The 11,773-nt window shown below is 54.3% G+C and carries 10 protein-coding genes; 5 read left to right on the top strand and 5 right to left on the bottom strand.

All coding sequences use genetic code 11. The features are described from left to right. Nucleotides 1-217: 217 nt before the first annotated feature. Nucleotides 218-1,189, bottom strand: coding sequence for a hypothetical protein (locus BM485_16640; protein OKY73936.1), 972 nt, complete (start codon nucleotides 1,187-1,189; stop codon nucleotides 218-220). Between the two features lie 176 nt (nucleotides 1,190-1,365). Here BM485_16640 and BM485_16635 point away from each other — a divergent pair, with 176 nt between their 5' ends. Both BM485_16635 and BM485_16630 read left to right on the top strand, forming a co-directional pair. Then, the gene (locus tag BM485_16635; GenBank protein OKY73900.1) at nucleotides 1,366-1,773 is read left to right on the top strand and encodes a hypothetical protein; all 408 of its coding nucleotides are present in this window, start codon (nucleotides 1,366-1,368) and stop codon (nucleotides 1,771-1,773) included. Between the two features lie 34 nt (nucleotides 1,774-1,807). Then, nucleotides 1,808-3,058 carry an MFS transporter gene (locus tag BM485_16630; GenBank protein ID OKY73899.1) on the top strand — a complete coding sequence of 417 codons (1,251 nt, stop codon included), beginning with the start codon at nucleotides 1,808-1,810 and terminating at the stop codon, nucleotides 3,056-3,058. 140 nt (nucleotides 3,059-3,198) lie between these two features. Here the strand turns inward: BM485_16630 and BM485_16625 are convergent, their stop codons facing one another. Then, nucleotides 3,199-3,669 carry a hypothetical protein gene (locus BM485_16625; GenBank protein ID OKY73898.1) on the bottom strand — a complete coding sequence of 157 codons (471 nt, stop codon included), beginning with the start codon at nucleotides 3,667-3,669 and terminating at the stop codon, nucleotides 3,199-3,201. Between the two features lie 125 nt (nucleotides 3,670-3,794). On the opposite strand from BM485_16625, the gene BM485_16620 reads away from it, so the two are divergent. Then, nucleotides 3,795-6,203 (top strand): hypothetical protein, encoded by a 2,409-nt coding sequence (locus BM485_16620; GenBank protein ID OKY73897.1) that lies wholly within the window; start codon nucleotides 3,795-3,797, stop codon nucleotides 6,201-6,203. Nucleotides 6,204-6,211: 8 nt separating this feature from the next. Here BM485_16620 and BM485_16615 read toward each other — a convergent pair whose 3' ends face one another. Both BM485_16615 and BM485_16610 read right to left on the bottom strand, forming a co-directional pair. After that, entirely contained in the window at nucleotides 6,212-7,033 is an 822-nt protein-coding gene (locus BM485_16615) for a hypothetical protein (GenBank protein ID OKY73896.1), read from the bottom strand. Between the two features lie 180 nt (nucleotides 7,034-7,213). After that, complete coding sequence (locus tag BM485_16610; GenBank protein ID OKY73895.1) at nucleotides 7,214-7,396, bottom strand: hypothetical protein; 183 nt, start codon at nucleotides 7,394-7,396, stop codon at nucleotides 7,214-7,216. A gap of 187 nt (nucleotides 7,397-7,583) precedes the next feature. On the opposite strand from BM485_16610, the gene BM485_16605 reads away from it, so the two are divergent. Then, complete coding sequence (locus BM485_16605) at nucleotides 7,584-9,443, top strand: hypothetical protein (protein ID OKY73894.1); 1,860 nt, start codon at nucleotides 7,584-7,586, stop codon at nucleotides 9,441-9,443. A gap of 24 nt (nucleotides 9,444-9,467) precedes the next feature. On the opposite strand, the gene BM485_16600 is transcribed toward BM485_16605, so the two are convergent. Further along, the gene (locus BM485_16600; protein OKY73893.1) at nucleotides 9,468-10,451 is read right to left on the bottom strand and encodes a dihydrouridine synthase; all 984 of its coding nucleotides are present in this window, start codon (nucleotides 10,449-10,451) and stop codon (nucleotides 9,468-9,470) included. 344 nt (nucleotides 10,452-10,795) lie between these two features. Between BM485_16600 and BM485_16595 the strand changes: the two genes are divergently transcribed. Further along, complete coding sequence (locus BM485_16595) at nucleotides 10,796-11,764, top strand: hypothetical protein (GenBank protein OKY73892.1); 969 nt, start codon at nucleotides 10,796-10,798, stop codon at nucleotides 11,762-11,764. Nucleotides 11,765-11,773: the final 9 nt, after the last annotated feature.

The raw sequence follows: 11,773 nt of genomic DNA, 5'->3' as shown, positions 1-11,773 counted from the left end.
CAAGTCAAGCAGACAAGCGAGATGGGCGGACAGGGAAACGGGCGGAATTGTCCTCGGGAATTGTTGCAAAAATCGTGTTCATGCGCCCATTTTTTTATCGGGCGAGATTTTTTATGGCTGAGATTATTTTTATAATGGCGGAAAGAATGTGTCAAGAAGTATTGCGGGAGAGTGCTCCTCCTCGCGTGGAGGAATCGTTCTCCCGCAATGATGGGAATCAGTCGCGCAAAAAATGGCAGCTGTAACCGGAAGGGTTTTTCTGCAGATAATCCTGGTGGTATTCCTCCGCCGGATAAAACGGAGCGGCGGGTGATATTTCCGTCACCACCGGATCGGGCCATTTGCCGGAAAGGTTCACCTCTTCTTTTTTACGTTCAGCCGTTTGCCGCTGCTGTTCGGTATGAAAAAAAATCACCGAGCGATACTGGCTGCCGACATCATTATGCTGGCGGTTGACGGTGGTGGGGTCGTGCAGCCGGAAAAAATAATCAAGAATGGTTTCATAGCTCACCTTGGCCGGGTCAAATTCTATCCGCACCACCTCGGCATGCCCCGTTGTTCCGCGCGAAACCTGCTGATAGGTGGGCGTTGGAATGGTGCCGCCCGAGTATCCCACGGTTGTTGTCATCACTCCGGGTATCCGGCGGATTATTTCTTCCACTCCCCAGAAGCAGCCGGCGCCCAGCAGAGCGGTTTCGGTTCGGCCTGTGCCATCTTCCGTGAGAACGGAAGAATCAGCAAAAAGGTTCCGGTAGCGACCATAATTTTCTCCCGGCAGATTTTCCGCCGGGATAAAGCGGAGAGCGGCGGAGTTGAGACAATAGCGTTTGCCGGTGGGCGGAGGCCCGTCGTCAAACACATGGCCCAGATGGGAGTCGGCGTGTTTGCTGCGCACCTCGGTACGTTGCATGAAGAGGCCGGAATCTTTTTTTTCGACGATGTTGTCCGGTTCCAGAGGGGCGGAGAAGCTCGGCCAGCCGGTCCCGGAATCGAATTTGTCCCGCGAGCTGAAAAGGGGCTCGCCGGAGACGATATCGACATAGATACCCTCCTTTTTGTTATCCCAGTATTCGTTGCGGAATGGCGGCTCCGTGCCTTCCTGCTGAGTGACCTTGTACTGGAGAGGGGTGAGACGGGTTTTCAGATCCTCTTTGTTGATGGGATTTGCTTTCCATGGTTCATCAGCCATAAGCGCACCTGTAAAAAAAAGTGAAAGAAAAAGAAAAAACGGCAAAAGAAGTGACTGTCCGCGCATAAAATGTTCCTCCCGCAGCTTTTGCTGCTTGGGTTTTCGGCAAAAAAAAGATATTGTCTCATTTTGTGAGAGTCCCCTTTGGGGAAAAAAGTTCAGCCAAGAGGCTCAGTATGACCCTGCAAAGCGATACCCACAGCAAGACCATCGGCTATATTTTGTGGATATTCGGTTTTACCGGCTCCCATCGCTTTTATTACGGGAAGCCCATTTCCGGCACCATCTACTTCTTCACCCTGGGGCTTTTGGGCATCGGCTGGCTGATTGACCTGTTTCTCATTCCCGCCATGGACCGGCAGGCGGATCTCCGCTTCAAGGAGGGAAAAATCGATTATACGGTTGCCTGGATTCTTCTCACCTTCCTCGGTTTGTTCGGCATTCACCGCCTTTATCTGGGGAAATGGTTCACCGGCCTGATCTATCTGTTCACCGGAGGACTGTTCGGGTTTGGCTATATCTATGATTTCTGGACCCTGAACGACCAGATCAGTTTTATCAATCTGCGCCACGAAGCGATTTGAGAAATCCGTTGCTCATCACATCTCCACATCGTTTATGAACCCGCCTGATTTCTCCAACAAAAGAAACAGCATGCATTACGGTTGGTTCATCGTGGCGGCCGGGACTTTCTGCGTCCTTGCCGGGCTTGGGTTCGGCCGGTTTGCCCTGGGCATGCTGCTGCCTTCCATGGGCCGGTCGTTGTCCTTGTCCTACTCGCAGATGGGACTCATCAGCACGGCGAACTTCATCGGCTATCTGGTTGCCGTTCTTGTCTGCGGCAAGGTGACGGCGCGTTTTGGGGCGCGGAAAGTCATTACCGGGGCGCTATTGCTGGCCGGTCTTTCCATGATCGTGATCGGCGCCAGTCACGGGCTGTTGGCGATCATGGTTCTTTACACCTTTACCGGCATGGGGAGCGGCATGTCCAATGTGCCGATGATGGGGCTTGTTTCCGCTTGGTTCACCAGCCGTAAACGGGGCAGGGCCGCGGGGTTTGTCGTCATCGGCAGCGGTTTTGCCATTATCATCTCCGGTCGGCTTGTGCCCTGGTTAAACACCGGCGGCGCCGACGGCTGGCGGTTCAGCTGGTTTATCCTGGGAACCGTTGTCATCCTGATTTCCCTTATCTGTTATCTCATGCTGCGCAACAGACCGCAGGATCTCGGGCTGGAGCCGGTGGGTGCCGATGCTGTTTTGGGCGGCGGCCGTCCGCGCTCATCTTTTGCAACCAAACCGGCCACGTCGCGCACCCTGTATCACTGCGCCGCTATTTATTTTCTTTTCGGCTTTACTTACGTAATATATGTGACTTTTATTGTCACGGCGCTGGTGCAGGAGCGGGGATTTTCCGAAAGCGCGGCCGGCGGTTTCTGGTCATGGGTCGGCTTTTTGAGTCTTTTTTCCGGGCCGGTATTTGGTGTTTTTTCCGACAGGTTCAGCCGGAAGGCGGCATTGATGGTGGTTTTTTCCATCCAGGCCCTTGCCTATCTCATGGTCGCGGTTAATTTGCCCGGTCTTGCCTTGTATCTTTCCATTGGTTGCTTCGGCATCGTGGCCTGGAGCATCCCGTCGATCATGGCGGCCCTGATCGGGGATTATGTCGGACCGCGGCGGGCGGTTTCCGTTTTCGGCTTCATCACCTTTGTTTTCGGCCTCGGCCAGATTTCCGGACCCTATTTGGCCGGGGTGCTGGCGGAAAGAACCGGCAGTTTTTCCGGCAGCTTTTTTCTTGCCGCGGTTCTTGCCCTCCTTGCCGTTGGTCTTTCGGCGTTCCTGCCTTCTCCGGCGCAGCCGGATAAGTGCTGAGAGGCATGCATGAAGGTGCTGCTGGCTCGTGTTTTCTTGGAAAAAGTGGGGAAGGAAAGGAGAAAATGGCAAAGCGATTGGTTGCCCCATGCAGTGACAGGTCAAAGGAGAAGGGCGGGCTCCTTCATTGCGAGCATGCCTTATGCCAGACTTGCCGCCTTGGTGGAAATAAAGTTTATCAGTTTTTCGTTTTGTTCTTCAGATAGTTTTTCAAAAGCAATATGGCATTTCCGTACAAAAACATTGAAAATGGATTCCCCGGCGCTTCGTTCGCTTTGCAGGATACGAATGTTCACGTCGCTCAACGCTGCGGCATGATGCCCCAGACAGCGAATTTCAATGCTTCCCCCTGGTTCCGGCACATAGTCTTCATTTATGCATGAACAGCGGAACCCGCCGAGGCTGATATCTTCTATTTTGCCGATATTTTTTGCATGAATGACAAAATTACCGTTCTGCAACTTGAATCGTTGGTTTTTTCTGCGTTCAATCATTTTCACCCTCTCCTTTTTGCAAAAAATTACTGTTGTCGGCTTCTTAAAGTCTTTTTGCCGAAAAAGAAATGCGGCAAATTGCCGCGCGGCAAGGGTGGGCGCCTTTTTCTCTTTCAACGGCAGGGAATCAGCTTGAATTATTTCTGAAATATGTCAGACTAAAAAGTTAGGAAAATGCCGATTATTTCTTCTTCCCTGACCCGTCTTTTTGCACTCCTCGGCGCACTTGCAAAGTTGAAATCATGAAAAAATTATTTGTTTTTTTGTTGGTTATGTCGGTTTCCGGCATGATTTTCCCCGGCATGCCGCATGCGGGCGGCGGCCCGGTGAACCGGACAATGGAGATCCTCGGCCATCTGCCGGGGATACGCGCCGATCAGGTCGATGCCGGAAAAGGTATCGTTGAAAATATGGACTACACCAGCATGCGGGTCTTCCGGGCTTTGTGCGGCCTGCCGGACATGACCCCGGCCGAGGCATTGCGCCTGCTTCCCCATATCAAGGAAGATGCGCTGGGCTATGATCACTTGCTGCTATTTGAGCAGTTCTGCGCCCTTGATGGGGTGACGGTCGCCATGGCCTTATCCGTTCTGCCGGAGATCAGGGAGCTGGGCTACACCACTGTCTGGTCCGCCACCAGCCTTTTTCTCGTCCCGGGGATAGGCCGGGAGCAGGCGCTGTCCGGTCTTGCCGCTCTCGGCACCCTGCGCGATGCGGCGCGTTGGGCGGCCAAGGCTTTTTTTGAGACGGAGGGGCAGACGGATGCATCCATTGCTCAGGGGCTTGCGCGGCTTGCCGAAATGTCCGATCAGCGCTGCTGGGCGGCGGAGGCGGGCAATAAGATTGACGGCATTACCGCGCAGCAGGCCCTCACGCTGATGGATGACATCCTGGGAATCGGGGAGAATGACATCGCCAATGTCCGGGCGCTGCTCAGCCTGCCGGACATGACCCCTGCCGCCGCCCATGCCTGGCTCACCGGTTATTTTGTCCTGACTCCGGCTGATCGCGACAGTGCCTATTCGCAGCTTGCATCCGCTGAAAAAAAGATACTGCTTCAGGCCTTTTTTCATGCTTCCGATCATTTCGTTCGTATGATCAATGATTTTCATTCGGTCTGCAACCGGAACGGCGATGAAATTTCCGAGGGGGAACTCCGCTCCTCTTCTTTTGAGAAATTATCGTCGCTTTTTTATCGGTTGCCCGGCGGAGCCAGGGTGAAATTTTTTCCGGCCTTTTCCCTGGCGTTGCAAAAAAGAGACAAGGGGTCGGTGATTTACGTGCTGCGGGACGCGACCGCCTTTTCCCGCAAGTATGCGGCCACCCAGCTCTCCACCGCAAACATTTATGCGTTGATGACCAGGGTGTCGGTTCTTTACGACAGCTCCTTCCGTTTGATCCTTATCCCGGAACTGCAAAAGAGAATCGCGGTCCTGTCCGGGGGCCGGCTGCTGACCTTTCTGCAGGGTGTTGATCCGGAAAATATTTTTGTCGCCAATTTCGTTTCAGGTCTTTCCCTGAAAGGAAGACTCGGGGTCTTTTTTCCTTCCGACCTGGCCGGACAGGAAGAAATTCTTGAACTGGTCGCCGCTTCGGCCTTTCAGGATGAAAACAGCCTGGTGCTTTTTGCCGCCACTTTTGAAAAGCTTCTTGCCGCAATTCTGCCCGGCGCCCGCAATTTCATCATCGATAAAATGCTGGCCAAGGCCGCGGATGAAAATATTTTTGCCAAGCAGGTGCGCACCATCCTGCAGTATTTCCTGGAAGAGCAGCCGAAAATACTTGGGCAGGAAAATACGGAACGAATTGTTGCCGCGCTGCGGGGGCATGCGCCGGTCAATCTGGCAAAATTTCGGCAAACGCCTTTTGACCAATGGCGACAAGACGGGGTGTTGAGCAGTTTGTCGGTTTTTCACGGGGATGATGACGGGCACGGGTCTTTTGTCGCAAATTGCGGATTTTTACTCGATAAAGGCTATCGTCCCAGACCAAGCCTTCGTTTTCAGCCGGAATTCGATTCACCCATGGCCAATGAGGCGCTGCGGGATATTCTGCGCGATGTCGGCGGGAAAAAAAGCGGCGGCATGGGGAAATTGTTTTCGTTTCTGAAGCACAATGAGATCGTGGTTGATTTTTTCAAATATGCCGGAACGGTTGAGATTTCCCACAGCATCAGTGTTTACCGCAATCCGGAGAATCAGCAGATTCTGCTTGAACAGTTTATAAAGGAGGGGCATGAGATGTTTGCCCACCGGGGACACAGCTACTGGCTCAATGAGCATATTCTCGACCCGCTGCAGAAACTTCTGGAAACCGGCCGGATCAAGAAGGAAAACATGGCCGGCAAAATTCGTTTTCTCAGCATAGGGGCCTGCGGCGGCGTCAACATCTACGCGGATCTCACCCGCACCTTCTGCGGGACAATTGATGTCCTCGGCAGTCTGGGGGCCGGCAAGACGAGGATCAACAATCTGTATAACTGGTTTCTTTTTGAAACGGTCGCCGCCGCAAAGGCGGAAATGAGCTGGAAGGAAGTGGACAGTCGGGCGCAGCCGCTTTTTGCGGAGGATCCGGAAAAAGATTATCAATTGCCCGGTGAATTGCCGTCAATCCTCTATAAGGTGATCGGTGAAGAGCGCTGCTGGTTCTGACCGGATTTTTAATTTATTGAAAACGGCTCGCGGGATCGGTGATTTTTGGCCGTTTCGCCATACGGCTGTTCAAAAACATATCTTTTGTTTTTGACCACGGCAACAGGGGGGATGAATGTTCTTTCAAAAAGATCATACCCCTCTTTCAGGTTTGTCCAGAATTTCATCCACGGCGAACGTTTGTAAAGCGCCATATTTTCCGCCGTCATTCTGAATGGGAAAACATCGACATTGAAAGAGCGCTGGCCGTTTTTCAGCGCTGCCTCGGCCAGGGTGTATATTTCTTCCATCTGTCCGTTGGTCATGGCAAAGCAGCCGACTGAAACGCAGTCGCCGTGCACCATCAGGGCACTGCCGGAACGGCCCAGGGCCTTGTCGTATTCATTGGGGAAACCGATGTCAAATGAAAGATGAAAGCGGCTGAACGGATTGAGCCGGTCTTCCGTGACGGAATAAAAACCTTCCGGACTTTGTCGGTCCCCTTCCCGCAGTTTCGGCCCAAGATCACCGGAAAAAGCGCATATCTCATATGTTTTAAACAGTTTGTAATGGTCTTCGTCCTGCACCCATAATTCCAGTTCGTTCGACTGTTTAAAGATGCGGACATAAATCGGATTGCCGAAATCGATACCGAGTCGGGCAAGATGCGATTCCAGGGAAGGGGCCATGTTTTGGCAGACTGCCGTGGATTTTGCGCTGGCCATCATGGCGGCGAAGGCCGGAGTGTATGACAGGCCGCACAAAAGAATGATGACGGCTGCGACGAACCGGCATGGGCGGAATTTTCGGATATCTCCGCTGCGGTCAGGACGTGACGCTGATTTTTTCATGGGGTCTTTCCATCGTTGGATTCGTAAAATTTCCAATTAAACCGGAGCAACACATGAATTTATCGAGTTGGGCAATCGAAACCGACGGGGACGGCTGTTTGTGCCGAACCGTCGGAAATGATTCTTCATTTCTATCAATAGCACAGCTTTTCGGCTGAAACAAATATTTTGAGCCGTTTTTCAAATAAAAACAGGATATTCTTCTTTTTGTCCGGTTGCGTTGAAAATCAGCAAAAAGAATACCATGTGGAAATGTATTTTTTCTTTTCGCCGTTTTGACGGGCGGAAATCCTGATTGACATCAGGATGAATTGTGGGTTTGATGAATTTTGATGAACTCGTAAAAAATCTTTTTTTCACCATGGAGCGCGCAGAGACCTCAGAGCCGTTTTTTTGTTGCGGACAGCGGTTTGCTCATGAGTTTTTTGCTCTCCGGGGTAAATTTTAGTTTTTCCGCAGCCATAATTTTGAAGCCGGAACGAAATAATTATAAAGAAGAGTTGCGTTCTTTTGTAACGGTTCCTCGATTTTTCTTTAACCCTGCATGCCTATGCGCCACTTGCCGATATTTTTGACACTGCTGCTCTGCCTGCTCGCCGACCCGCCGCCGGTTGCGGCTGCCACCCTTGAACTCCCGCTGACGCTGCGCACCTCGCTGCTGAAGCGCGCCCTTGTCCGCCATCTGGACCAAAAGGAAGGGCAGCCCGTCGTGCTTTATCAGGAAGGGCCATTCCGCTTTCTCCATTCCGAACGCATCCAGTTTTTTATAAAGAACGGGAGCCCGCATTTCACCTGCCATGGTCGTGCCGGTTTGGGCTTCAAGTTTCTCGGGATGCTGCCGCTTGCCGTGCAATGGAGTGGTTCCATTGACTTGACGCTCAGCCCTTATATGGACAAAGATTGGCATTTGCGCTATCGCATCCTGGATTCAACCATCTATGACGATGAGGGGAAAACGCCGGCAATCACCGGCTTTGTCTGGGATTTGGTAAAGAAATTCCTCCATCCCCGCCTGGAAAAATTTTCCCTGGATCTCTCCCTGCCCCAGCAGGAAATTGTCGGCATTTTGCGGGCCTGTTCCTCTGAAACTGAAGCGGAACAGCTGGAGTCCGTGCTTCGCACATTGAGAGTCGGTGCCGTCCGCATCGATTCGTTTGGTATTGTGGTGCCGCTGCTGTTGACGGTTGACGATAACCCTCCGGCCGCAACAGCCCGGCTTCCGGAAGAAACTCCGCTCGTTCCCGAGGAAATCGAGGCATTTCAAAAGGTGATGGAGCCCTGGGACGCCTTCCTTGTTTTTGTCGTCAAGAATGCCGCCGCTGATTTTGTTGATGCCGGGATGCGCGAGGAGTTGTTTGATCTTCTCATCAGCAGCCGTTACCAGCTCTTGCCCATTTTGACCGGGGATGTGCCGGTGGAGCCGGGCGATCCCCTGCGGGCGCTGTTTATCGAGGCCTGGCAGGAGTTGCGCATCATCATCGAGCATGCCGAGGAGCGCGGTCTGGTCCAGGAACAGCCTTTGCGCTATGTGACATTCGTCAATGCCGGCGACGCCCTTGTTGCGCTTGATAAAGCGGCGCCGGAGCTGGGCATGCGGATCAGCAGCGAGGGATTGCGCCGCTGGGCGCGAACCCTGCAGCCGACCGAGGGGGAGGATCCTTTGCAGTTTGACTGGGATGTGGATCCCATGTTGCGGGATTTATTCAATTTTGCCCCTGAGCCGGAACCGGCGCCGCAGTCGGAACCGGAGACGATGCCTGCGCCCCGCAGCCGGATGTTTTGGAATATTTTCTTTCCCGAGGCCTGTGCCGCTGACGCGGATTTGCATAAACAGCTTGATCGCTGGGTGCCTGATCTGGATGATTTGTTGAAATACCAGCAGTTGATGGAACAGCTCATTACCGCCGTTGCCGACGATGAACTGAGGAGCAACAACCTCGATTCCCGCTATGAGGCGGTTTTTCAACATCTGCTGCCGGCAACGGCATTGATCGAAAGCTGCTGGCGACAGTATGTGCGCCGGGACGGCGAGATTTCCTTCCTGAAGTCAAAGGCCGGCAGTGTCGGCCTGATGCAGATCAACCAGAATGTCTGGCGCGGCTTTTATGATGTGGAACGGCTGCGCTGGGAGGTGGGATACAATACCCGGGCCGGGGCGCAGATTCTCATGCGCTATCTGAAGAAATACGGTTTTGAAGCGACGGAAAAGAGCGAGGATATGAATAACGGCATCCGCGCAACCTACGCGGTCTACAATGGCGGCCCCCGCGCCGCCCGCCGTTTCATGAAGCAGGACGGGCCACGGCCCAGGAACGCCTTGTATGATAAGTTCTGGCGGGTCTATCAGGGGATTGCCGCGGGCGGCACCGTCAATCTCGCCTCCTGCGCCATTGATTTACCCGATGCGTAAACGGCGGAAGGCGGCGGCCTTCTTTCATGCGGTCAATACGGGCTGATCATGGCTCCGGCGGAAGAAATCGGTTGCCCGTTCCCGGGCTTCCGCCACTGAATGGCTTGACTGAACAGCCGAGGCAAGCCGCAGTCCGAACGGGTAGGTCTTGCTGAAATAGTGGGTGAATTCCTTCAGTCGGCCAAGCCGTCGTTCCGGCCGGAAACGCGCTTCCAGCTGCTGAATAAAGGAAAAATAGATGACGGCGCGATCAATGACGGGCGGCGGATTCGTTCCATACAGCTCTGCGGCAAGCTCTTGAAACAGCCAGGGACGGACCACCGCGCCCCGGCCGAGCATCAGCCCGTCCGCCCCGGAAAGAGCCAGGCAGCGGCGAGCGTCGTTGACATTGAAAATTCCGCCATTGGCCACCACCGGGATGGAAAGCCGGTTTTTCACCTTGCCCACCCATTCCCAGCGCGGCCGGCGACTGAAGGGTTCTTTCCGCAGCCGGGCATGCACCGTCAGCAGGTCAATTCCCTCACCTTCGAGCATCAGGCAGAGATTGTTCAGCCGTGTTTCATCAAGCTCCTCACCCAGTCTGATCTTGGCGGTCAGGGGCAGTTCGGTGCGTGATCGTGCCTCTGCCACCAGTGCCCGCAGATGCGCGGCGTCATCCACAAGTTTGCTGCCGCCGCCGAATTGCCGGACTTGCGGGGCGGGACAGCCCAGATTCAAATCGATTGCATCGCCGCCCAATTGGTGCACCCGGTCAATGGCCGGGGCAAGTTGGTTTTTGTCGGCCACCAGCAGCTGATAGGAAAGCGGGTGCTCCGCCTCGGTGCTGATCAGAAAGGGGGAAATCGCGGCATTTTCCTGGGGCAGCCTTTTGGCGGACAGCATCTCGGTGGAAAGGAGCCCGACTCCTCCCAGCTGCAGGAGCAGGCATCTGAAGGCGGAATGGGTGATGCCGGCCATGGGCGCCAGCAGGAGCGGCGGATGGATGCACAGGTTACGGACTTTCAGCATGGGGGAAACGATTCTCGCAAATGATCTTAATCAAGGATCGCCAGATCGCCGTGGCCGCACTCCGAGCAGCGCAGCATGGGTTCCCATTTTTCGAAGGCTACCCGCCAGCCCTCTTCCTTGATTTGCTTTTCGTATTGTTTTTGGCAATGGTCGCAGAGCCATCGGTCGCCTTTCGGGGTCACCCAGAGTTTCATGATTTTCACCTGTCCTGTTGCAATAATTTTTGCTGTGTAAAATGAACGGCCGCCATTCTACATCATCGCCGGGATTATTACGATGTTTTGCCCGGCGTTTTTCAGGCAACCTGATTAAATTTATGCTGTGATGACAGCGCTGGACTTCTGATGAAGAGAAAAACCGCCGTATGCGTCAAACCGGAATTTGCCGGGTGCAGTCTGCTTGATTTTGTCGCCCGCCGTTTCACTTATCGCAGTCGGGAAGAGTGGCTGCGGGAGCTGGAGGCAGGTCGTTTTCTGCTTAATGAAGCGGGCCCCGCCTTGCCCACGGCGCAACTCGCCGCCGGTGACCGGCTTTGCTATCTCATGCCGGAACTTGAGGAACCCTGGGTTGAACGGCGATTTACCGTCCTTTATGAAGATGACGATCTGCTGGCGGTGGATAAACCGGCGCCCCTGCCCTGCCATCCGGGCGGACGTTTTTTTCGTCATACCCTCTGGGCCCTGCTGAAGGAGCAATACGGCCTGGCCAATCCGTCACTGGTAAACCGTCTTGATCGGGAAACATCCGGCATTGTTCTGGTGGCAAAAAACAAAAAAGCGGCACGCCGATGCTGCCGGCAGTTTGCCGATCATCTTGTCCTGAAGCGCTATCGGGTGGTGGTGGAGGGGGAATTTCCGCAGTCGCCGCTGCAGGCGGAAGGGTGGCTGGACCTTGACCCGTTCAGCGCCGTTCGTAAAAAGGTTCGTTTTTATCCAAGGCAAGGGGCGGAGGCGGTTCCGGTCGGGGCGGCAGCGTGCCGCACCTCTTTCCGCCGGCTCCATTATGAAAACGGCATCAGCTTCCTGGAGGCCCTGCCGCTCACCGGCCGCTGCCATCAGATTCGGGCGACCCTGTGCGGTCTCGGTTTCCCTGTGGTGGGCGACAAGCTTTACGGCGTGGATGAGCAGCTCTTTCTTCGTTTTCAAAAGGATTGTCTGACCGCAAGCGACCATCAGCGGTTGCGCATGAATCGCCAGGCCCTCCATGCCGAATCCCTGTCCCTCACCCACCCGGCCGACGGCCGGCCATTGTCCTTTTTTGCTCCCCTCCCCGCGGCATTTCGTTCCCTGTTGGCGGGGGGCGGCGTCATGTGATCCCGGAGC

The organism is Desulfobulbaceae bacterium DB1, assembly GCA_001914235.1.
Taxonomy (GTDB): domain Bacteria; phylum Desulfobacterota; class Desulfobulbia; order Desulfobulbales; family SURF-16; genus DB1.
Note: the sequence above shows the minus strand (reverse complement) of the source record. Positions and strands in the feature narration are given on the sequence as shown.